The sequence below is a fragment of the Flavobacterium chryseum genome, assembly GCF_004362015.1.
Classification (GTDB): Bacteria; Bacteroidota; Bacteroidia; order Flavobacteriales; family Flavobacteriaceae; genus Flavobacterium.
The window spans coordinates 184,576-208,557 of the sequence record NZ_SNWW01000001.1 but is presented as its reverse complement, the minus strand read 5'-3'; the positions used below and the strand labels follow the sequence as shown (position 1 = coordinate 208,557).

Here is a 23,982-nt window from a genome sequence, read left to right as displayed (position 1 = left end):
ATTAAAACACAAATTGTTATGACAAATAAATTTATCACTTCACTTTTTGCATTTTCTTTATTACTCTTTTTTAGTTGTAATGAAGAAATCCAGGTTCCTAAATTAGAATGTACACAGCCTGATTTAAAAGTAAATAAAACGGTAGAAAAAGTTCATGAACTTTCCGGCAATGTTGCCAAACAATATGTTTATGATGATATTGTTGAGGCGTATGTAGTTTCGAGTGATGAAGGTGGAAATTTTTTTAAAAGTATTTCATTTCAAACGTTGGCACAAAATGGCATTCCGGCAACGGGCTTTAGTGTTCCTGTCGATGCCTCAAATACCTATATAGATTTTCGTCTGGGAAATAAAGTATATGTGAAATTAAAAAATCAATTTACAGATTTATATTATGGCGGATTACGAATTGGAAGTTTGTATGTGAGCAATGCTGGCGATCCAACAATTGGACGAATCTCACAAAATGAATATAAAAGTGTATTGAATCCGTCATGTACAATAATTAATGAAAATCAATTGGTTAAATCACTTTCGATTGAAGAAGCGTTGAATGACAATATCCTGAATACTTTAATAGAACTGAATGATGTTGAATTTACAGAAGCAGCAATTGGGCGTCATTATTTTGAAGAAACCAATAATGTTGGAGGTTCAACCAATTGGAATTTGCGTGACAAAACCGGCAATCAGATTATTTTCAGGACAAGCGGTTATGCCAAATTTGCCACAAGCGATGTACCCGAAGGAAGCGGAAAAGTTCGGGGAATAGTAACAAAATTTGGATCAGATTATCAGTTAATGGTGAGATGTGAAAAAGATATTGTCATGAACGGAAAAAGAAATGTTCCTTTTTTTGCTGAAGATTTTCAATCCGTAAAAAACAATGTGAACTTTACCTTATTAGGTTGGAGCAACATTGTTGAGAAAGCATCTAAGTTATGGAAAAGTATGGTTTATTCCGGCAACGGATATGCTGAATTTAATACCACAAGCACAACCGCTGCAGAAAATGTTGCATGGCTCGTAACGCCTAAAATTAATTTGACGGGTTATAAAAATGCGATATTGTCTTTTAGAAGTGCACAACATGATTTGAAACTTGATTCACCCTTAAATTCTTTAGAAGTATATATTTCTACAAATTTTGACGGATCAAGTATCACTAAAGCAAAATGGACAAAATTACAGGCTAAATTCCCGTCGTTGACAACGCCAACACGCGAATTTATAAGTTCAGGCGGGATAGATTTATCTGCTTATTCCGGAAATATTAATATTGCATTTAAGTACATCGGTTCCGGGAAGGATAAAACGTTAAATGGCGCTTTTATGGTTGATGATGTTAAGATTTTTGGAGAAAAGTAGGCTGTAGTTTTTTAAAGTCGGAATTAAAGTGCTGATTTTTAGATGATAATTTAATAGTGTGTAAATTTTAAATTACAAACTGTTAAAGTTTGATTGAATTTTGTATTTTGGTCATCCCAAATCGATATAAAAATTATGAAAACCTATTTTATTGCCATCATGATGATGGTTTTTCCATGCTTAATGCAAAGTCAGGATAAACCAGTTCAATTAAAACAGATTAATATTGTAAAAACAAATTACCAGAATTTTAAAGACGGTGAAATTGTAAACAAAACCGTCGTTTTTAAAGATGGAAAAATTCAAACAATAACAACTTCAGATGTTGTACAGCATTTCTTTTATAACCCAAACGGTTTATTAGACATGACCGTTAAAGACAAAGTTGGAAGTGACTGGAAAGAAGTGGTAAACTACACTTACAATGCAGATAACAACATTACAAAATTGGTAAAAAAATATCAGGAAGGTAGTGACTATATCACTAAAACAGTAACTTTTACATATGAAGGTGCAAGAATAAAAGTGATCACTAAAAAAAGTACCAATCACCAAAATATTGTTGAAGATATTGAGTATATAGTAGAGAATGGTATCATCGTAAGACGTACATCTCGTGATAGAAATAAAGCGATCATTGGTAAGATTGAATACTCTTATACAAATGATAACGTAGTAAGACACAGAGGACTTGTTGGTGATAAAATATCTAAAACATTTACTTTTGATGATAAAAAATCGGTAGATCAGTTAATTGTTCAGAACCTTTTTGGTGATAATTATAAAATAATTGTACCGATGATTTCATACCATGAAGACGAATTTGCTTTTGAATCTATTTCGTATAATAACGAAACAAATTTCAGCCCTTCATCTACAGTTTTAGTTGGAATCAGTAAAAAATACAAATACAATAAACTTAACTATCCGATCTCTTGTTCTCAACTTGAAGAAAACGGAATCGTAAAAACAGAAAAGACTTTTATTTACGAGTAATATCAGTTTAAGTTAATTTTTTAAGCCATTTAAAAATCAAGTTTCATTAAGAATAAACGCTTAATAGACTTAATTTCTAAATGGTTTATTCTTTTCAATAATAAGCAAATTCATAAATAGAACTTAAAAACAGAATTCTATAAGGCTTAGTGTCTTACAAATCATTAAATTTGCACCTTATTCAAAGCTATGTTAGAAAAAGAAGTTATAAATTTTGAAAAGACAGCCGTAGTTGGTATTGTAACTCAAAATCAAAGTGAAGAAAAACTAAACGAATATCTTGACGAATTAGAGTTTTTAACTTTCACCGCCGGTGGTGAAGTTGTTAAACGTTTTACGCAAAAAATGGAACGCCCGAATCCGAAAACTTTTGTTGGTACGGGAAAAATAGATGAAATCAATCTTTTTGTAAAAGAAAACGACATATCGACTTTAATTTTCGATGATGAATTATCACCATCACAACAAAAAAATATCTCTAAAATTATAGATTGTAAAATCTTAGACAGAACGAATTTAATTCTGGATATTTTTGCACAAAGAGCCGAGAGTTCTTATGCAAGAACTCAGGTCGAATTGGCGCAATGTATTTATTTATTGCCAAGACTTTCCGGCTTATGGACGCACCTTGAGCGTCAAAAAGGTGGTATTGGTATGCGTGGTCCTGGTGAAACAGAGATCGAAACCGATAGACGTATTGTTCGTGACAGAATTTCGTTGTTGAAGGACAAAATCAAAACAATCGATAAACAAATGGGCGTTCAACGCGGCAATCGCGGTGCAATGGTTCGTGTGGCGCTGGTTGGTTATACCAATGTTGGAAAATCGACTTTGATGAATGCTGTTGGTAAAAGTGATGTTTTTGTTGAGAATAAATTATTCGCAACTTTAGATACAACGGTTCGGAAAGTGGTAATTAAAAACCTGCCATTTTTACTTTCTGATACTGTAGGTTTTATTAGAAAATTGCCAACACAATTGGTAGATTCTTTTAAAAGTACACTTGATGAGGTTCGTGAAGCCGATTTGTTATTGCATATTGTTGATATTTCGCATCCTGATTTTGAAGATCATATTGCATCTGTAAACCAAACGTTGCAGGATATTAAGGCACATGAAAAACCTGTTATTATGGTTTTTAATAAAATTGATGCCTACAAACATCTTACGATTGATGAAGATGATTTAATGACCGAAAAAACACCAAGACATTATACGCTTGAAGAGTGGAAAAGCACTTGGATGCACCGTTTAGGCGAAGATAATGCCTTGTTTATTTCAGCAACCAATAAAGAGAATTTTGAGGAATTTAGAGAAAGAGTTTATGAAGCTGTAAGGCAAATTCACATTACCAGATTCCCATATAATAAATTTTTGTATCCGGATTATAAAGATGCAATCGAGAAAGAAGAAGACGATCAGGAAGATCAGGAATAAATTAATTTACCGCAAAGAGCGCTAAGATTATATTATACTATCTTAAAAAACACAAAGTTCGCAAAGCTAAATTTATATAGCTTTGCGAACTTTGTGTTTTAATACCTAATTTATAAATGTCTTAGCTCTCTGCGGTAAAATATAAAAGGGTTCCAGTTTCAATTTAAAATCCAAAATTGATTCCTAAACCAAAAACTTCTCTGGTTTGTAAACCTTTAAAAGCATTGTCGTCGTAAATTGCCTGAAACGATAAATTGGCCGATAAATATTTGTTTACCTTCATGACAATGTTCAAAGAATAATTGATATCGACATTTTGTGGATCTTCCAGATAATTCGAATATAAGTTTAATGTGTTCTCAGCTATAACATTTGTCATTATGGCCAATTTATAATAAACAGACGTATAGAAACCCAGTTCGTAACGTATGCTTTTGTTGGCATCAACACCAAAATAATCGCCATCAACATAAGGTAAACCTGTTCTTCGATCGATTCCGCTAGTATAGGCACTATCTACAAAAGTGAATTTTGAAGTTAAAGGAGCGAAATTTATTTTAAGATTATCATCTTTTGTCCAATAAATACCGGGACCTGTTGTAAGATATCCAGGAGACATGAATTTGGTGTTTTCAGTTCTGATTTCTTTTCCGTTTTCATCCTGACCATAAATATAACCTGTTGAAAATTGCGTTCTGAAATTTAAGAAATAAGAATAATACCATTGGCCAAAAGCTCTTTTTCCTACTATTGAATTAAATTCAAGACGGTCATCTGTCTTTTTTCCAAAGTCAGCATTTTTAGTTTGTAAAAGTCCGTAGTAAGCTAAAACTTTGTTATCCCAGGTGATATCGTCTTTTTTGTAGTTGAAGTCGTAATTGATTCCCAATGTTCCTGAAAAGCTGTCTTCACCTCCTGCAATCCAGTTATTAAAGCTTGATTGATTTAGTAAAAGAGAAACTGTTCCTTTTGCTTTCCAGCCTTCGCCTTCAATCGTATCGTTTATTATTTTAACCGCTTTTTCAGTATTTTGAATTAATTCTTTTTCGGTATTCTGAGCCTGAACAAAAGTAAAGTTAGTGAGTATAAAAAGTAATAACGTTATCTTTTTCATGGGATTTAGTTTAAGTGTATGTTAACAAATATACTAAAAACCGTTAAAAGGTTTGGATTTATTGGCTTTAAAAAGAGAGTTATTTCTTAGTTTCTTTATATAAAGGAACTGCTGAACAAGCTTCGCCATACATAATACTTCTGGCAAATGGCTGTAAGTAAGTTGTTGCCAAAATGTAAGCGCGCATTGGAACCGGTTTTCTCGAGCAGCCTTTTACAATAACGGGTTTGTTTTTGTATGCTGAATAATCAATCTTACATAAGATTTCTTCGTATAAACTTCCGTCTAAATCTTCCATAGTTCCGTTCACTATTTTTTTTGCAAAAGGAGCCAGTTGAACAGCTACTAAAATAGATGCCCAAGCAGGAACAATAGCGTCTGTACTGCAATTTATTGCCACATATTGATCTTGATATTGTGACCAATCGTGATTTTTTAAGTGTTCTCTAAAGTCTTTTTCTTTTAACAGAAATCCTTCCAAAAGCCATTGCGAAATGTCTAACTGCACTCGCATTCCTTTTGGATAATAATCTTCAAGATCAAAAACTTCTAAAGCGCTGTTGGCAACTTTATTGATGATTTCTTCCATAAATGAAGTCTTAAAGTCTTAAAGTCGAATGTCATAAAGTCTTTACTTTGGGACTTTATGACTTTTAACTTTATGACTGTTTTAAAGCATTCCTAATTCTAATTTTGCTTCTTCGCTCATTAAATCTTTACTCCATGGCGGATCAAAAGTAATTTCTACATCAACATCTTTAATGTTGTCTATTTTCTTCACTTTTTCTTCTACTTCTCGTGGTAAACTCTCCGCAACCGGGCAGTTTGGCGATGTAAGCGTCATTAAGATTTTTACTTCGTAATCTGTGTTAACCATTACGTCGTAAATTAATCCTAACTCATAAATATCTACAGGAATCTCAGGATCGTAAATGCTTTTTAAAACCTTTACGATTGATTCTCCTAATTCGTTTGTGTCTATAATTGTTTCTTCCATTTTATTTTTGTTTTTACCATAAAGATATTAAGGAATTAAGTTTTCTTCTGTATTAAACAGTACGCTTAATTTTCTTATTATTAAGAGAAATTAGCTTAACCTTTATGAAACTTAATATCTTAATGGTTTAATTTTTTTAATTCTTATTTTTTGCATCAAAAGCCAAAGCATACATTTTGATGTTTTTAATCATCGAAACCAAGCCGTTGGCACGTGTTGCTGACAAATGTTCTTTTAAGCCAATTTCGTCTATAAATTGAGTATCAGCGTTTATAATATCTTCTGCTTTTTGATTAGAGAAAGTACGAATCAAAATGGCGATAATTCCTTTGGTTAAAATTGCATCACTATCTGCAGTAAAAACAATTTTGTCATCGTTTTGCTCTCCCTGAAGCCAAACTTTAGACTGGCAGCCTTTGATTAAATTCTCTTCTGTTTTATATTCTTCCTGAATTAACGGAAGACTTTTCCCCAATTCGATGATATATTCGTAGCGTTGCATCCAATCATCAAACATAGAAAATTCATCAATTATTTCGTTTTGAATTTCTTTTATTGTCATAATTATTCTTTCGTAAAATCAACCAACAAATTCACCAATTTTTCGATTTCCTTTGGAGGAAAACCATTGTCGAATCCTGTTGTCTCGTATGTTTTTTGATTTTGAGTTATCTTTAAATTTCCAATTGCAGCACCATCGTAAGTGCGTTTTTCAGTTGGAGCTTTTAAGGTTGCAATTCCGTCTAAATTTACTTTTTCAAATTCAGCTACAATCTGGTTCCATTTTGCCGAATCTATTTTAGTTTCAACAGGCTGTTGATCTCTTCCGTTTGTCACCGAAACAGTTTGATTTTGAACCACAATTTTTTTATAATATCCTCTTGAAAGCGCTGAATATTCAATTTGAGTTGAAGTCATATCTGCTTTTTTTTGGCTTGAACAACCTGTTCCGATACAAATAACTAATAGTAATAAAGATAATATTCTCATAAAGTGTTTTTTTTAGCTTAACATGATTTGTGCCTTTTTAACGGCTTCGACCATTACGTCGATTTCTTCTTTGGTGTTGTAAAATGAAAAGGAAGCGCGAATGGTTCCCGGAATACAGAAAAAGTTCATAATAGGTTGCGCACAATGATGGCCTGTACGAACTGCAATTCCTAATTTATCGATAATCGAACCTACATCATAAGGATGGATTCCGTCAATATTAAAGGAAACTACAGATGCTTTTTTTCCGGTTCCGTAAATTTTTAAGCCTTCAATTTCTAATAAACGTTTTGTTGCGTGTTCTAATAGTTGTTCTTCGTATTTCTGAATGTTGTGAAAACCAATAGTATTTAAATAATCGACAGCAGTTCCAAGAACAATTCCGCCGGCGATATTTGGAGTTCCGGCTTCAAATTTATGAGGAAGATCAGCATAAGTTGTTTTCTCAAAAGTAACTTCTTTGATCATTTCTCCACCACCCTGATAAGGAGGTAATTTATTCAGCCATTCTTCTTTTCCATACAAAATTCCAGTTCCGGTTGGACCGCACATTTTATGTCCTGAAAAAGCATAAAAATCGCAATCTAAATCCTGAACATCAGGTTTTAAATGCGGAACTGCCTGAGCGCCGTCTATTAAAACTGCAGCTCCAACAGCGTGCGCTTTATCAATAATATATTTGATCGGATTAATAATTCCGAGCGCATTCGAAATATGATTTACAGTAACAATTTTTGTTTTTTCTGAAAGTAAAGCATCAAAAGCTTCGATAATTAATTCTCCGTTTTCGTCTATCGGAATAACTTTTAAAACTGCTCCCGTTTTTTCGCATAACATTTGCCAAGGCACAATATTACTGTGATGTTCTAAAGAGGAAACAATAATTTCATCACCCGGTTTTAAAATAGAAGCAAAACCGTTGCTCACTAAGTTAATTCCGTGCGTTGTTCCAGAAGTAAAAAGTACTTCGTGAGAGAATTTAGCATTGATATGATGTTGAATTTTTACTCTTGAAATCTCGTAAGCATCAGTAGCTAATTGGCTTAAAGAATGAACGCCACGGTGAATGTTTGCATTTATTTCCTGATAGTATTTTACTTCGGCATCAATCACAATTTGTGGTTTTTGCGAAGTGGCTCCATTATCGAAATATACTAAAGGTTTTCCGTTTACTTTTTGTGAAAGAATTGGAAAATCGGCTCTTATTTTTTGGATATCTAACATGTCTTATTTAGAAAAATTCTATTTACAAAAGTACTAAAACAAAATTGGTTTATCCATGAAAACTATAATTTCCTTTTATGGCGCCATCAAGAGAAGGCTAAATTGATAATTCTCTCATTTTTAATTCTGTTTTATAAATTATCACAATTGTAATTCTAAATTGAGTCATAAATTCGTGAACATAAATTAATTATATTGCAGTAAAAATAGCTGTCGACATTATGAAAAAATTTCTCAAATTACTTGCGCTTCTTTTAATTGTTGCCTTTTTATATTTCGGATTTACTACTTATCCAAAGCTTGATCTGATTTCAGGTTTCTCTGCCAAAAGTATTGCTTCGGGACATTTTATAGATCATCGTTCGAAAGAGTTAATTGAAAAAACAGACAATGATATTAAAATGATCGATCTGGCATCTAACAAAATTGATGATGCTGGGAAATTTGCAACTTCGGCAGTTTACGGATTAAAAGAACGAAAAGCAATTTACAGAGAAGGTTTAGGCGCCGTTTTGATTAATGATGATTTTGATGTTTCAAAACCGTATTTGCTTCCTAAAAGAACAAAAACAGTAAATAATTTGCCGTTTCCTTATGGCAATAACGAACCAAAAGACACACTGTTTGCAAATGTTGATTATACTAAATTAAAAAAAGCAGTCGAAAATGCTTTTGATAAAACGAAGAGAACCCGCGCTGTTGTGGTTTTATATAAAGACAAATTGATAGCAGAAAAATACGATACCGGTTTTAATAAAGACAGTAAAATTTTAGGCTGGTCGATGACAAAAAGTATTACAAGTTCTGCTTTTGGAGTTTTAGCCAAACAAGGAAAAATTGATATTTACAAACCAGCGCCAATTAAAGAATGGCAAAACGATGATCGCAAGATTATCACCATAAACGATTTGCTTCACATGAATTCAGGTTTAGAATGGGAAGAGAATTACAGCACGATTTGCGACGCAACAAAAATGCTTTTCCAGGCTGAAGATATGGGGAAAGTACAAATGGATAAATCAGCGCAATTTAAACCAAATACGCATTGGTATTATTCATCTGGAACCACAAATCTATTATCCAGAATTTTAAGAAACCAGTTTAAAACCCAACAAGAATATCTTGATTTTTGGTACAGCGCCGTAATCGACAAAATCGGAATGAATTCGATGATCGTTGAACAAGATATGTCGGGAACTTTTGTTGGTTCGTCTTACGGTTGGGCAACGCCTCGTGACTGGTCAAAATTTGGATTGTTATATTTAAGAAAAGGAAACTGGAACGGCGAACAAATTCTAGACGAAAGCTGGGTAAAATACACAGCAACCCCAACAAATACTTCTGAAGGAAAATATGGAGCGCAATTCTGGCTAAACGCCGGAGGAAAATTCCCAGATGTTCCGAGAGATATGTTTTATTGCAGTGGTTACCAAGGACAAATGGTGGCGATTATTCCGTCTTTAGATATGGTGATCGTGAGAATGGGAGTGAGAGAAGGTGATAAAAGTTTTGATTTTAATGGGTTTTTGAAGGGGATAATTTCATCAGTAAAAAAATAAAATTAAACTGTAAAGAAGCCATTTAAAAAGCGCAAAGTTCGCAAAGTTTAAAATTAAACCTTGCGAACTTTGCGAAACCTTTGTGTCTTTGCGGTAAAACTAAACTACAAATCAAATCCTAAATTCACGCCCAATTTCATGGCAATGATTTTAGTAATTCTTTGTTTTAGTTCCGGTATTTTAATGCTTTCGATAACGGCATTTGAGAATGCGTACATCAATAAAGCTTTAGCTTCTTTTTTCGGGATTCCACGAGATTGCATGTAGAACATTGCTGTTTCATCTAGTTGTCCAACAGTACAACCGTGAGAACATTTTACGTCATCAGCAAAAATCTCTAATTGTGGTTTTGCATTGATAGTTGCTTTGTCGCTCAATAAAATGTTGTTGCTTTTTTGGAAAGCATTTGTTTTTTGAGCTTCTTTTTCTACCAAAACTTTTCCGTTGAAAACTCCTGTTGAGCGATCAGAGAAAATTCCTTTATAATCCTGAAAACTTTCGCAGTTTGGTGTTGAATGGCTTACTAAAGTATAATGATCAACGTGTTGTTTTTCTCCAATAATGGTGATTCCGTTTAACGTACTTGTCAATCTTTCTCCAAAATGATAAAAGTTCAAATTGTTACGTGTCAGATTTCCTCCAAATGAGAAGGTATGTACATAAACATGACTTTCTTGCTGTTGTGAAACGAAAGTATTGTCTATTAAATTCGCTTCTAAATTATCGTTTTGAATTTTGTAATAGTCAACAATAGCACGTTTTTGAGCAAAAATTTCTGTAACAGAGTTTGTTAAAACAGGATTTTCGTTCAGACTTTGGTGGCGCTCGATAATTTGAACATGTGAATTTTCACCCACTATAATCAAATTTCTTGGCTGCACCATTAAAGCAGCTTTGTTTCCTGTTGAAAAATACATTACTTCAATTGGTTTATCAGCAACTTTTTTCTGCGGAATATTGATGAAAGCTCCTTCACTTGCAAAAGCAGTATTCAACGAAGTCAAACTTTCGTCTTTACTGGCAATTTTATTAAAGTAATTATCAATAACCATTTTATATTTTGGTTTGGTCAATGCCGATGACATCAAACAAACATCGATTCCGTCGTGTGTTGTAGAAGACAAATGCGAGCTAAAAACGCCATCGATAAACACTAATTTATAAGTGTCGATTTCGTGTAAAAAGTATTTTTTTACCTGATTAAATTCAATTGCATTTTCCTGCTTAGGAAAAACCGTAAAGTCATTTTTTAAGATGGCGTTTAGCGATGTATATTTCCAGGCTTCTTCTTTTTTGGTTGGGAAACCTTTATTTTCGAAGTTTTTTAAGGCATTCGTGCGTATGTCATGTAAATCTGAATGTACATCGACACGCTCTTCAAAAGCCATAAAAGACGATACTAATTTTTCTTTTAAATCCATTTTTTTGTTAGTCTTAAAGTCGAAAGTCGAAAGTCGAAAGACTTAAGATTGCCGACTGTTTTTGCCAAAAGATTAAAAATTTTAAGTAATAAAGTTTATTGCTTTATTACTTTCGAGTTTATTACTTTGGGCTCAAATATTTAATGAAACCACTTAATAATTTCGATATTTCTGTTATCGATTCTAAAAGCATTTCAAATTCTTCTTTTATAATGTATTCTAAATCAAATGCTAAATATAATTGAGATCGAACTTCTCCTGCTGATGCTTTGGCGACATATAAAAAGTAAATAAACTCTTTGTCTGTATTTCTCTCAAATCCTTCTGCTATATTTGATGATATAGATAATGATGCTCTTCTAATTTGTCTAACGAAATCAAAGTCTTTTTTAAAATTAGAATTTTCAGTAACAAGGTATATTCTCTTGTTGAATATTCTAGATTTTTGCCAAGAATTAATTTCCTCAAAAGATCTGAATTTACTCATGCTCCACTTTTGACTTTATGACTTTAGACTTTCAGACTGTTTAATTTTCTGCCTTGATCCAGTCGTATCCTTTTTCTTCTAACTCGTAAGCCAATTCTTTTCCGCCAGATTTTACGATTCTACCGTTGTAAAGAACGTGAACGAAATCCGGAACTATATAATCTAACAAACGTTGGTAGTGCGTGATTACGATGATTGCGTTTTTCTCGCTTTTTAATTTGTTAACTCCGTTAGCAACAATTCTTAATGCGTCGATGTCAAGACCAGAATCGGTTTCGTCAAGGATAGCTAATTTTGGCTCTAACATTGCCATTTGAAAAATTTCGTTTCTTTTTTTCTCTCCTCCTGAAAAACCTTCGTTTAAAGAACGAGATAAAAATTTACGGTCAATTTCTAATAATTCAGATTTCTCACGAATTACCTTTAGCATTTCATTCGCAGGCATTTCAGCTTGACCATTCGCTTTACGAGTTTCGTTGATTGCAGTTTTCATGAAGTTTGTTACACTTACTCCAGGAATTTCTACAGGATATTGAAACGAAAGGAAAACTCCTTTATGTGCTCTTTCTTCAGGAGCAAGATCAGCAAGATCTTCTCCGTCAAGGAAAACTTGTCCGTCAGTAACTTCGTAGTTTTCGTTTCCTGCAATAACTGCAGAAAGTGTACTTTTCCCAGAACCGTTTGGTCCCATGATCGCGTGTACTTCGCCAGCTTTAACTTCTATATTAATTCCTTTCAGGATTTCTTTATCACCAATTGCGGCGTGAAGGTTTTTTATTGATAACATTGTTGTTTATTTTATATAAATGTCAATTCTATTTTTGTTGTTTGGTTTAAGATGTTGGCATTAAAATGCGCGTGTCCTAAATATTCCATGCCTAAATAATCGGCTGATCTTTTGAACGGAATGTAAAAACTTTCTTCAATTTCATTGTCGTGTGAATTGGATATCACGCCAATTTTCTTTCCTCTGAGTTTTCGTCCGGTTTCTTTTTCAATCCGAATCAAGTCCGAAATACGATCAAAGAAAACCTTCATTATACCGCTCATATTATACCAGTATACAGGCGTTGCAAAAATTAAAGTATCATAATTTTCAAGTATTCCTTTTATCAAAGGCAAAAAATCATCTTCAATATTTTTGCTTTCGTAATCATAATAAGAGATATTAAAATCACTTAAATTAATTACCTCTATTCCGTGTTCCTTAGAAATTTCATCCACAATTTTTGTTGTGTTTCCGTTTTTTCTGGAAGAACCTAAAATGATTACTTTTTTATTTTCCATTTTCAAATTATCCAACAGATCCTTCCAAAGAAATCTCTAATAATTTTTGCGCTTCAACAGCAAATTCCATCGGAAGTTTGTTTAGTACATCTTTACTGAAACCGTTTACAATTAAGGCAATCGCTTTTTCAGTTGGGATACCTCTTTGGTTGCAATAAAAAACCTGATCTTCTCCAATTTTACTTGTCGTTGCTTCGTGCTCTATTTTAGCCGATGGATTTTTACTTTCGATATAAGGGAAAGTATGCGCTCCGCAATTATTCCCCATTAAAAGAGAGTCACATTGCGAAAAGTTACGTGCATTATCAGCTCTTGGACTGATTTGCACTAATCCACGGTAGCTATTTTGAGATTTACCCGCCGAAATACCTTTAGAAATAATAGTCGATTTAGTGTTTTTACCTAAATGGATCATTTTAGTTCCTGTATCAGCTTGTTGATGATTGTTGGTAACGGCAATAGAATAAAATTCTCCTACCGAATTGTCTCCTTTTAAGATACAAGAAGGATATTTCCAGGTTACAGCAGAACCAGTTTCAACCTGTGTCCATGAAATTTTAGCGTTTGTTTCGCATAAACCTCTTTTAGTTACGAAGTTGTAAACCCCACCTTTTCCTTCTTTGTTTCCAGGGAACCAGTTTTGAACAGTAGAATATTTAATTTCAGCATCATCCAAAGCAATTAACTCAACTACAGCAGCGTGCAATTGATTTTCGTCACGACTTGGCGCAGTACATCCTTCTAAATAAGAAACGTAACTTCCTGCATCAGCAATAACAAGAGTTCTTTCGAATTGTCCGGTTCCTGCCTGATTGATTCTAAAATAAGTTGAAAGTTCCATTGGGCAACGAACGCCTTTTGGAATATAGCAGAAACTTCCGTCAGAGAAAACTGCTGAGTTTAATGCTGCGTAAAAGTTGTCTTTTTGAGGTACAACAGTTCCTAAATATTTACGAACTAATTCCGGATGTTCTTTGATAGCTTCAGAAATCGGGCAAAAAATAATTCCTTTTTCTCCCAATGTTTTTTTGAAAGTTGTAGCTACAGAAACAGAATCGACAACAATATCCATAGCGACATTGTTCATCATTTTTTGTTCATCAACAGAGATTCCTAACTTTTTATACATTTCTAAAAGTTCAGGATCTACATCGTCCAAAGTTTTATTTGGATCAACTTGTTTCGGAGCTGAATAGTATGAAATTGCCTGAAAATCCGGTTTCGTATAATGAACGTTTGCCCATTCCGGCTCGATCATTTCTTTCCAGGCACGAAAAGCTTCAATGCGCCAATCGGTCATCCATTCCGGTTCTCCTTTTTTAAGGGAAATAGCTCTAACAATATCTTCGTTTAAACCAATAGGAAATGTCTCAGATTCAATATCAGTATAGAATCCGTATTCATATTCTTTAGTTTCGAGTTCGATTTTTAAATCGTCTTCTGTATATTTTGACATTTTTTTTATATTGAAAGATTTAAAAATTCAAAGATTTAAATTTGAGAAATACTTCCTTAATTTTAAATCTTTAAATTTTGCAATCATTTATTATTTATAGAGAGAATGATTCTCCGCAACCACAAGTTCTGCTTGCATTTGGATTATTAAACACAAAACCTTTTCCATTTAATCCTCCAGAGAATTCTAAGATTGTTCCGGCTAAATATAGAAATGATTTTTTTTCAACTGCAATTGTTATGTCGTTGTCTACAAATATTTTATCGTCGTCGCCTTTTGTTTTGTCAAATTTTAAATCATATGACAAACCAGAGCATCCGCCACTTTTCACGCCTACACGTACATAGTCATGCGCGGCATCAAAACCATCATCACTCATCAAATCGATGATTTTCTTTTTGGCTGTATCAGAAACTTTTATCATTGTTTATGGTATTTATTTTTTCTTCCATTTTCATTCCGCATTAAAAAATAGTAATGAAATTATTACAATTTAAAACGCTGTATGTCAATGTTGAAATTAAATTATCTGCAAAGATACGACTTAAAAACCTTTTTCCATAACGGTTCACATTATTATAACAAATGTTAAAATAGATAATATTTATTTAAATAAAATGAAACTTTAATCTCTCCAATGTCAGCTAGTTAAAAATGAAACTCAAGGCCTCGAATGCATAAGGGAAATATGTTGTTTTACTATTGAAATTCAAAAGACAAAAGTTTTTTAAATTGTTTTTTTAGCATAACGAAATCCAATTTCCTAGATTTGTTTTCACATTAGAAAAATTACGATTATGAAACTTTATCCCATAGAATCAGGAAATTTTAAATTAGACGGTGGTGCTATGTTTGGTGTTGTACCCAAAACAATTTGGAACAAAACCAATCCGGCAGATGCCAATAATTTAATTGATATTGCAGCGCGTTGTTTGCTTATTGAAGATGGAAACAGATTGATTCTGATTGACACTGGAATGGGGGATAAACAATCAGAAAAGTTTTTTGGCTATTATTCGCTTTGGGGTTCTCATTCTGTAGGTAAATCATTAGCAAAATATGGTTTTCACCGAGATGATATTACGGATGTTTTTATGACACATTTGCATTTTGATCATTGTGGAGGAAGTGTACAGTGGAATTCAGCTAAAACCGGATATGAAACTGCGTTTAAAAACGCCAAATTCTGGACTAACGAAAATCATTGGGAGTGGGCTACAAAACCAAATCCACGTGAAAAAGCTTCTTTCCTCGCAGAGAATATTTTACCAATGCAGGAAAGCGGGCAATTGAATTTTATTGTTAGACCAGAAGAAGATTTTGGAACATCAAAAGAATTAGGATTTGATATTTTTTACGTTGATGGCCATACCGAAAAACAAATGATTCCGCATATTAAATATAATGATAAAACAATAGTTTTTTGTGCCGATTTATTGGCAACTGCCGGACATATTCCGTTGCCGTATGTTATGGGTTATGATACAAGACCTTTATTAACAATGCCGGAGAAAGCAAAATTTCTAAACGCAGCCGCAGATCATAATTATTTTTTGTTTTTGGAACACGACGCGCACAACCAAATTATAACAGTTGAACATACTGAAAAAGGTGTTAGGTTGAAGGAAATTTTTACTTGCGAAGATATTTTGTAAAGAAATTTAAAACATAAAAAAATCCCATTTTCAAATTTATGAAAATGGGATTTTTTAGTTTAAGGAAATGATATTTATTCCACTATAACTTTCTTAGCCGAAGCTGCATCCTGATTGATTAAATAGATATAATAAACACCTTTTGACAATCCTGATAAGTTGATTGTATTATTTGTGTCACCTGAGTTTAAAATAAACGTTTTTACCAATTGTCCTAATTCATTGTAGACGTTTGCTTTTTCTAAAGTAATGTTTAGAATATTTACTTCTCCATTCGTTGGGTTTGGGTAAATTGTAGCTTTTGCAAAAACAGAATCATCAATACCTAACGATTTACATGTATTAGAATAAGTTGTCGTTGTTTCTTTAATATTTGACCAATTAGCATCTGAATAAGCTGCATCATCAACCTGAATACAACCCAGAGTTGTAAGTCCTAAAAAGGTGGTATAAAATCCAACTGCAGATTTTTTAGCAGTTTGTGTTGGCAGAATAAAGTTTTTGTTATTGCCGTTTCTTAAGTTTAAAGATACAAGAGGATTATTTGCTACATAAACAATTGTTAGTTTTGTATTTTTAGATAAATCTAAAGTTGTAAGTTGGTTTGAAGAAGCATTTAATGTTTCTAAAAGCAAATTTTTACTTACGTCTAAAGTTGTTAATTGATTTTTGCTTACATCTAAATAAGTCAGCGAAGTAAAATTTTCAATACCTGAAAGATTAGAAATAATACTGTCAGAAAGGTCCAAGACGGTAACAGCAGTTATATTTGCAGTTGTAATTCTTCCGTTTAATCCATCAGTATCAATTCCTAAATCAATTAATTTTTGTTCAAAGTTTTGGTCTGGAATTGAAACAAAAGCAATTGAACAATTTGTGCTATAGCTTGCCGTTGCATCTTTTTTTGTTGACCAGTTTGTGTTTGAATATGCTGCATTATCAACCTGGATGCAAGTTAAATTTGGATTGGCTGTAAGATTTAGATATGCAAATTTAACATTGTTTGCATTCTTCAAATTTAGACTCGTTAATTGATTAGAATTAGAATATAAACCGACTAAAGCAGTATTTACGCTAACATCCAAAGTGGTTAGCTGATTTTTTGAACAATTTAAAAATTCTAAAGCTTTATTTTTGCTTATATCCAAATTCGTTAATTGATTAGATTGACAATATAGCTCTGTTAAAGTAGTGATTTTAGAAACATCCAAGTGGGTTAATTTATTTTCGCGACAATCCAACAGATTTAAAGCTGTATTCTTACTTACATCTAAACTTGTTAATTGATTAGTATTACAGCCCAAAAATGTTAACGCAGTATTTGAGCTTATATCCAAAGCAGTATATTTGTTTGAACCCGAATCTAATTTTGTTAACGCTGTATTTACTCTGACATCTAACGCTGTTAATTGATTTGAATAGCAGCTCAAATTAAGTAAAGCAGTATTATTACTTACGTCTAAAGAGGTTATTCTATTGTTGTTACAGTCTAGAGTAGTCAGAGCGGTATTTTTACTTACATTTACTGTTGTTAGTGAATTTTGACTACAATACAAATCAGTTAATGATACAAAGTCTTGTATTCCTGTTAAATCAGAAATATTACTTTTGGTAAGGTCTAAGAACTTTACATTGCTAATATTAGAAGTAAGAACTTTTCCATCAACAGGACCCGAATCCATTCCCAATTCAATTAATTTTTTCTCAAAATTGGAATCAGGAATTAAAGTGTAATTCGTTGTACTTGCCGGTACATACATAGCTGAAATTTCTTCCGGAGTCAAAACACGATTCCAGATAGCAACATCATCTATAGTTCCTTTAAAACCTTCGTTTACGCTATCTCCGGAAATTCTTTGACCAATTCTAAAGATGTTGCCAACTGTATTTAAATTTACAGCTTTTTGATCCACATAATTGCCATTTACATATATTGAAAGTTTAGTTCCATCATATGTAATGGTAAAAAAGTACCAGTCATTGTTAGAATAATCAAAGTTGTTGATATAATAATCATCACTAGAAGATGTAGTTCCCGTTATCAGGTTAAGATAACCTTTTTGATAAATAGAAAGGGAAAGTCTCTGTAATTTCGCTAAAGTGCCATAGTTAAAAATTGTGGCATCATATTTATTGGGATCAGAAAAAGCATCATTTGTTTTAAACCATCCTGAAATTGTTCTTGCAGCATTGTTTTTAGGAATATTTGGTATAACAGCATCAATATAGCTGCTTACACCATTAAAACTATAAGCAGTATTACTGTTTCCAAATCTGTCTGATGTTAAAGAAGCACCTGAAACAGTTCCATTTGCTCCATTTCCACTAGTATCATTTGCATTTCCATTAAAAGGATAATAAGCAACTAAACCATTTGTTGGTATTTGTTCATTTCCTGAAGGTTCTATAATTGTTACATTAACAGAAGCTCTGACTAGACTTTCACATCCGTTAATGGTTTGCGAAACATAATATGTACCTGTTTGTAATACAGTTGATAAACTTAAAGCGCTTCCACCAGTTGGAACACTAAACCATTGAAGGTTGCTTCCGACAGCTTTTAAGTTTGCAACTGTAGCTGTATTATTGAATGTCTGTGCACTTGCAGTTGGAGGTGGTGTATTATTTGTAGAAATGACTATATTACTTGTGTACATACATCCATTTTTATCCCTTACACTTACTGCGTATCTTCCTGGTGATAAACCAGCAAACACATTTGAACTTTGGTAAATCAAATTAGGCGAAAGCACATATTCATACGGTAGTGTTCCTCCAGTTGCAAAAGCTGTTATATTACCATTATTGCTGGTACATGATGAATTTGTACTTGTTAATATTAAATTAAGAGGTGCTGGCTCTGTAATAATAAAACTTTTTATAATGGATAATGAAGCAGCATCAGTTACTGTACAAGAGTATTCACCAGCGGTTAATCCCGTAATAGAACTGGTCGTTTTTCCATTAGACCAAAGATAAGTATATGGAGCTGTACCGCCCGAAACAGCTGTTACCGAAGCTGAACCAATTGCGTCACCAAAACAGTTTATATTGGCTTGAGATGTTTGTAGTATCAATGAGCCCAGACAATTTAAAAGAGTCGGAATGTTTTTATCAGTAGTTGTGCCGTCGCCCAGCTGACCTAATGAATTGCTTCCCCAAGTCCATAAACTTTCATCTGTTTTCATAGCAACTGTATGGATAGAACCACCGTCAATCATTTTCCAATTATTTTCAGTTCCTATTTGTACCGGAACTAGACTATTGATTTTTGTGCCATTTCCTAATTCTCCATCTGCATTAAAACCCCATGCCCACAAAGATCCGTCTGTTTTTACTGCAATCGTATAATTTACTCCTCCGTCTACAGTTTTCCAATCTGTCGATGTTCCAATTTGTGTTGGAACATTTTTATTAGTTGTAGTCCCATCTCCTAATGCTCCGTAAGTATTATCACCCCAGATCCATAAAGTACCATCTGTTTTTATAGCAATTGTATGATCACTTCCCGCAGATATTGATTTCCAATTGGTTGCTGTTCCAATTTGTTTTGGTACACGGCTGTTTGTTGTAGTGCCATCTCCCAATGCGCCTAGAGTATTTTTGCCCCAAGCCCATAAAGTACCATCTTTTTTCAAGGCAACTGTATGAAGTTTACCTGCCACTACGGTTTGCCAGTCGCTATCTGATCCTACTTGGGTTGGAATGTTTTTATCAAACGTGGTACCATTACCTAATTGCCCTGAAAAATTATTTCCCCAAGCCCATAAAGTACCATCGGTTTTTAAAGCAACTGTATGACCATGTCCAGCTAGTATTGTTTGCCAGTCTTTTGCTGTTCCAATTTGTTGCGGAGGGTTAAAATTAGGCGTAAATGAGCCATTTCCAATTTGTCCTAAACTTCCATACCCCCAAGCCCATAAAGAACCATCTGTTTTTAAGGCAACTGTATGAGCCCAACCTGCAGCAACTGTTTTCCAATCATTGGCTGTTCCCATTTTTGTGGGAATATTTATAGGTACAGCTGTACTATTACCCAGTTGCCCCTGATCATTACTTCCACATACCCACAAGGAGCCGTCTGTTCTTACGGCAACCGTATGACTATATCCGGCAGCAACTGTTTCCCAGCATTGGGCATTTATTTGTAAACAACAAAAAATTAAAAGTAAGAGTAAAGTTTTTTTCATAAATTAAATTTAGGTATTTTAATACTACAAGAATACGAATTGCAATTGGAATTTTATTACGGAAAGACGTATTAAATAGTTATAATTGTTTTTTATATTAAACCCAAATTTCATAACACACTGTTAACAGTTAGTTTTTTGTAACAAAAAATCATAATTTAGGCCCATCTTTAACTTTACAATAATATATTTAGATACATGAGTCATATAAAACCATTTACTTTATCTGCTTGGGTATTACTTGCTTTAGCAGGGACTGCATCCGTACAAGCACAAGTTTCAACTTCAAAAGAATTAATTATTGCTCCTTTGGCTGTTGTCAAAAAAGCTCCACTTTCAGACAATGATTTAAAAAGATGGAGTCATCTTGATTTAATCAAAGATTCTATTCCGGGAATGAGCGTTGATAGAGCCTATGCTGAATTGCTACAAGGAAAAACAGGACAAAGAGTAATTGTGGGAATTGTAGATTCTGGTGTTGATATCGAACATGAAGATCTAAAAGGAATGATTTGGACAAATCCTAAAGAAATTGCTGGTAACGGAATCGATGATGATAAAAACGGATTTGTTGATGATGTTCACGGATGGAATTTCCTTGGGAATGCTGTAGCAGAAAATCTTGAAATGACCCGTATTATCAAAAAGAAAGATGACGGTTCTGCAGAATATAAAAATGCCTTAGCACAATATACTGAGAAATATGATAAAGCTTTAAAAAATAAAGAGCAAGTAGATTTTTTATTAGATGTGCATAATACTATTAAAAAAGAATTAAATAAAACTACTTATAAGGTAGAAGATTTGAGCGCGATTACTTCAACAGATCCAAAAGTTTCGAGAAGTAAAATGATCATGACCCAAATTTTTACCAATGCAGGTCCAACTTTTAATCCCGAAGTAGATTTTGAAGAATACAGAGAACAAGTTTATGACCAGTTAAACTACAACTTAAACAAAGAATTCGACGGAAGAAAAGTTGTAGGTGATAATCCTGAAGACATTAAAAACAATCATTATGGTAATAATATTGTTTTTGGTCCGGATAAAGAAAAAGCACTTCACGGAACTCACGTTGCCGGAATTATTGCACAAGTTCGTGGTAACAATTTAGGTGGAGACGGTGTTGCAAGCAATGTTGAAATTTTAACAGTAAGAGCCGTTCCTGATGGAGATGAATACGATAAAGATATTGCTTTGGCAATTCGTTACGCTGTTGATAATGGAGCAAAAGTAATCAACGGAAGTTTCGGAAAAAGCTTTTCTCCGCACAAACAATGGGTTTATGATGCCATAAAATATGCAGCGAAAAAAGATGTTTTAATTGTTCATGCAGCTGGTAATGACGGTTACAATATCGACGAGACAAAAAACATCAATTATCCAAACGATTCTCAAGACAACATCAAAGAATTTGCGAATAACGTGATAACAATTGGTGCGATTAACAAACAGTATGGAGAAAGTGTTGTTGCAGGATTTTCAAACTTCGGAAAAATAAATGTTGACGTTTTTGCTCCCGGAGAAGAAATCTACGCAACAGTTCCAAACAATAAATACAAATTTTTGCAAGGAACTTCAATGGCGTCTCCAAATGCAGCTGGAGTAGCGGCACTAATTCGTTCTTACTATCCAAAACTAAAAGCATCTCAGGTGAAACAAATTTTAATGGATTCTGGAGTTGCACTTCCGGTGAAGGTCGTTTTAGGAGAAAGTGAAAATCCAGATCAACAACCTGTTGCGGTTTCTTCTGCAGAGTCATCAAAAACAGCTAAAATTGTAAATGCTTATAATGCTTTATTGATGGCTGAAAAAATGTCAAAGAAATAAAAACATATAGTACTAATCCAATGGAAGAGTTTCTGCTCTTCCATTTTTATTTATACCAACATGCGTAAAATTATTCTACTTTCTTTTTTGAGTTTTGGTTTAAACTCCGCTTTCGCACAAAGTGCCCCATATTGGCAGCAACATGCCGATTATAAAATGGAGGTTTCGATGGATGTGAAAAACTATCAATACAAAGGAAAACAAGAATTGGTATATACCAATAATTCTCCTGATACTTTAAGAAAAGTATTTTATCATTTATTTCCAAACGCTTTTCAGCCAGGAAGCGAAATGGATGCTCGTTTGCACTCTATAAAAGATCCTGACGGAAGAATGGTGAACAAAGTAAAAGGTACTGATGGAAAAGAGGTAAAACAAAGCCGAATTGAAACCTTAAAACCAAATGAAATTGGGTTTTTAAAAATCACCAATTTTAAGCAAGACGGCACAACAGCTCAAACAAGAGTTTCAGGAACTGTATTAGAAGTAACTTTAGCGAAACCAATTTTACCAAATTCTAAGTCAACTTTCACATTAGATTTTGACGGACAAGTGCCGGTTCAGGTACGTCGTTCAGGAAGAAATAATAATGAAGGAGTTGAACTTTCAATGTCGCAATGGTATCCAAAATTAGCCGAATTTGATTTTGAAGGATGGCACGCAGATCCTTATATAGCTAGAGAATTTCACGGTGTTTGGGGAAATTTTGATGTTAAAATCACAATCGATAAAGAATACACAATTGGAGGTTCAGGATATTTGCAAGATAAAAACACAATTGGTCACGGTTATGAAGACGCCGGTCTAACAGTTGTGTATCCGAAAAAAGCAAAAACCTTAACTTGGCATTTTATCGCACCAAATGTTCACGATTTTACATGGGCTGCAGATAAAGAATATACGCATGATATTGTAAAAGGACCAAACGATGTCGATTTGCACTTCTTTTACAAAAACAATCCAAAAACGACTGCAAATTGGAAACAATTAGAGCCATTAATGGTAAAAGTGATGGATTATTACAATCATAAGGTTGGAGCATATCCATATAAACAATATTCATTTATTCAAGGTGGAGATGGCGGAATGGAATATGCAATGTGTACTTTAATGCTAGGAAACGGAACTCTTGAAGGAATTTTAGGAACCGCAACCCACGAATTAGGACATTCCTGGTTTCAACATATTTTAGCTTCAAACGAATCAAAACACCCGTGGATGGATGAAGGTTTTACAACTTACATTGAAGACAGCGCTTTGAATGAATTAAAAGGAGATAAAAAAGAAGTAAATCCGTTTAAAGGAGCTTACGCAGCATATTATAGCTTAGTTAATTCCGGAAAAGAACAACCACAGACAACACATGGCGATCGTTACGATGAAAACAGACCTTACAGTATTTCATCTTATGTAAAAGGATGTATCTTTTTAGCTCAATTAGAATATGTAATTGGGAAAGAGAATCTGGATCCAACGTTAAAAAGATATTTTAATGATTTTAAATTCAAACATCCAACACCAAACGATATCAAAAGAACGGCTGAAAGAGTTTCAGGAGCTGAATTAGATTGGTATTTAATTGATTGGGCACAAACTGCCAACACAATTGATTACGGAATTAAAGACGTTGTCGATAATGCAGGAAAAACAACAGTTTCTTTAGAAAGAATTGGAAGAATGCCAATGCCAATTGATTTGAAAGTGGAATATACAGATGGAACTTCTGAGAATTTCTACATTCCTTTAAGAATGATGAATTTTATCAAACCAAATCCAAATCCAAATGAAAAAAGAAACGTTTTGGAAAATTGGGCCTGGGCACAATCAAACTATAGTTTTACAATTGAAAAAAGCAAAACAGCAATTAAAAAAATCACCATAGATCCAAGCGGATTAATGGCCGATGTAAAACCTGCAAATAATGTTTTTGAAGTAAAATAATCAAAATAGACTTTAAACTAAAAAGCCCTT

General features: G+C 33.4%; 20 protein-coding genes. 7 read left to right on the top strand and 13 right to left on the bottom strand.

From position 1 onward, the window contains the following. Positions 1–18: 18 nt before the first annotated feature. The 3 genes from EV143_RS00830 to hflX all read left to right on the top strand — a co-directional run bounded on the left by EV143_RS00830 (position 19) and on the right by hflX (position 3,801). Positions 19–1,368, top strand: a complete 1,350-nt coding sequence (locus EV143_RS00830) for a DUF5689 domain-containing protein (RefSeq protein ID WP_133506060.1) — start codon at positions 19–21, stop codon at positions 1,366–1,368. 135 nt (positions 1,369–1,503) lie between these two features. Next, positions 1,504–2,364 (top strand): hypothetical protein, encoded by an 861-nt coding sequence (locus tag EV143_RS00825; protein ID WP_133506058.1) that lies wholly within the window; start codon positions 1,504–1,506, stop codon positions 2,362–2,364. 189 nt (positions 2,365–2,553) lie between these two features. Then, entirely contained in the window at positions 2,554–3,801 is a 1,248-nt protein-coding gene (gene hflX, locus EV143_RS00820; RefSeq protein WP_133506056.1) for a GTPase HflX, read from the top strand. Positions 3,802–3,964: 163 nt separating this feature from the next. On the opposite strand, the gene EV143_RS00815 is transcribed toward hflX, so the two are convergent. The 6 genes from EV143_RS00815 to EV143_RS00790 form a co-directional block, all read right to left on the bottom strand. Further along, a complete protein-coding gene (locus tag EV143_RS00815; RefSeq protein ID WP_133506054.1) occupies positions 3,965–4,915 on the bottom strand; it encodes a DUF3078 domain-containing protein in 951 nt (316 codons plus the stop codon). 79 nt (positions 4,916–4,994) lie between these two features. Further along, the gene (locus EV143_RS00810) at positions 4,995–5,504 is read right to left on the bottom strand and encodes a DUF2480 family protein (RefSeq protein ID WP_133506052.1); all 510 of its coding nucleotides are present in this window, start codon (positions 5,502–5,504) and stop codon (positions 4,995–4,997) included. Positions 5,505–5,585: 81 nt separating this feature from the next. Beyond that, positions 5,586–5,912, bottom strand: a complete 327-nt coding sequence (locus EV143_RS00805; protein WP_133506050.1) for an SUF system Fe-S cluster assembly protein — start codon at positions 5,910–5,912, stop codon at positions 5,586–5,588. Between the two features lie 136 nt (positions 5,913–6,048). After that, a complete protein-coding gene (locus EV143_RS00800) occupies positions 6,049–6,474 on the bottom strand; it encodes a SufE family protein (protein ID WP_133506048.1) in 426 nt (141 codons plus the stop codon). A 2-nt stretch (positions 6,475–6,476) separates the two neighbouring features. Beyond that, on the bottom strand, positions 6,477–6,902 hold the full coding sequence (locus EV143_RS00795) for a hypothetical protein (protein ID WP_133506046.1): 426 nt from the start codon (positions 6,900–6,902) through the stop codon (positions 6,477–6,479). Between the two features lie 12 nt (positions 6,903–6,914). Next, positions 6,915–8,126, bottom strand: coding sequence for an aminotransferase class V-fold PLP-dependent enzyme (locus tag EV143_RS00790; protein ID WP_133506044.1), 1,212 nt, complete (start codon positions 8,124–8,126; stop codon positions 6,915–6,917). 221 nt (positions 8,127–8,347) lie between these two features. Between EV143_RS00790 and EV143_RS00785 the strand changes: the two genes are divergently transcribed. Next, positions 8,348–9,685 (top strand): serine hydrolase domain-containing protein, encoded by a 1,338-nt coding sequence (locus EV143_RS00785; protein ID WP_133506042.1) that lies wholly within the window; start codon positions 8,348–8,350, stop codon positions 9,683–9,685. Between the two features lie 104 nt (positions 9,686–9,789). Here EV143_RS00785 and sufD read toward each other — a convergent pair whose 3' ends face one another. The 6 genes from sufD to EV143_RS00760 all read right to left on the bottom strand — a co-directional run bounded on the left by sufD (position 9,790) and on the right by EV143_RS00760 (position 14,760). After that, positions 9,790–11,106, bottom strand: a complete 1,317-nt coding sequence (gene sufD, locus EV143_RS00780; RefSeq protein ID WP_133506040.1) for a Fe-S cluster assembly protein SufD — start codon at positions 11,104–11,106, stop codon at positions 9,790–9,792. A 121-nt stretch (positions 11,107–11,227) separates the two neighbouring features. Continuing rightward, complete coding sequence (locus EV143_RS21640) at positions 11,228–11,593, bottom strand: four helix bundle protein (RefSeq protein ID WP_208111244.1); 366 nt, start codon at positions 11,591–11,593, stop codon at positions 11,228–11,230. Positions 11,594–11,633: 40 nt separating this feature from the next. Beyond that, a complete protein-coding gene (gene sufC / locus EV143_RS00775) occupies positions 11,634–12,380 on the bottom strand; it encodes a Fe-S cluster assembly ATPase SufC (protein ID WP_133506038.1) in 747 nt (248 codons plus the stop codon). Positions 12,381–12,391: 11 nt separating this feature from the next. Beyond that, positions 12,392–12,880: a flavodoxin family protein gene (locus tag EV143_RS00770; RefSeq protein WP_133506036.1), complete on the bottom strand. Its 489-nt coding sequence runs from the start codon at positions 12,878–12,880 to the stop codon at positions 12,392–12,394. A gap of 7 nt (positions 12,881–12,887) precedes the next feature. Then, positions 12,888–14,336, bottom strand: coding sequence for a Fe-S cluster assembly protein SufB (gene sufB / locus EV143_RS00765; protein ID WP_133506034.1), 1,449 nt, complete (start codon positions 14,334–14,336; stop codon positions 12,888–12,890). A 94-nt stretch (positions 14,337–14,430) separates the two neighbouring features. Beyond that, entirely contained in the window at positions 14,431–14,760 is a 330-nt protein-coding gene (locus EV143_RS00760) for a HesB/IscA family protein (protein ID WP_035686721.1), read from the bottom strand. A 373-nt stretch (positions 14,761–15,133) separates the two neighbouring features. Between EV143_RS00760 and EV143_RS00755 the strand changes: the two genes are divergently transcribed. Further along, on the top strand, positions 15,134–15,991 hold the full coding sequence (locus EV143_RS00755) for an MBL fold metallo-hydrolase (protein WP_133506032.1): 858 nt from the start codon (positions 15,134–15,136) through the stop codon (positions 15,989–15,991). 74 nt (positions 15,992–16,065) lie between these two features. Here EV143_RS00755 and EV143_RS00750 read toward each other — a convergent pair whose 3' ends face one another. Beyond that, positions 16,066–20,181 (bottom strand): RCC1 domain-containing protein, encoded by a 4,116-nt coding sequence (locus EV143_RS00750; protein WP_133506031.1) that lies wholly within the window; start codon positions 20,179–20,181, stop codon positions 16,066–16,068. A gap of 198 nt (positions 20,182–20,379) precedes the next feature. Between EV143_RS00750 and EV143_RS00745 the strand changes: the two genes are divergently transcribed. Both EV143_RS00745 and EV143_RS00740 read left to right on the top strand, forming a co-directional pair. After that, complete coding sequence (locus EV143_RS00745) at positions 20,380–22,011, top strand: S8 family peptidase (protein ID WP_133506029.1); 1,632 nt, start codon at positions 20,380–20,382, stop codon at positions 22,009–22,011. 60 nt (positions 22,012–22,071) lie between these two features. Further along, positions 22,072–23,952: a M1 family metallopeptidase gene (locus EV143_RS00740; protein ID WP_133506027.1), complete on the top strand. Its 1,881-nt coding sequence runs from the start codon at positions 22,072–22,074 to the stop codon at positions 23,950–23,952. The last annotated feature ends 30 nt before the right edge of the window (positions 23,953–23,982 follow it).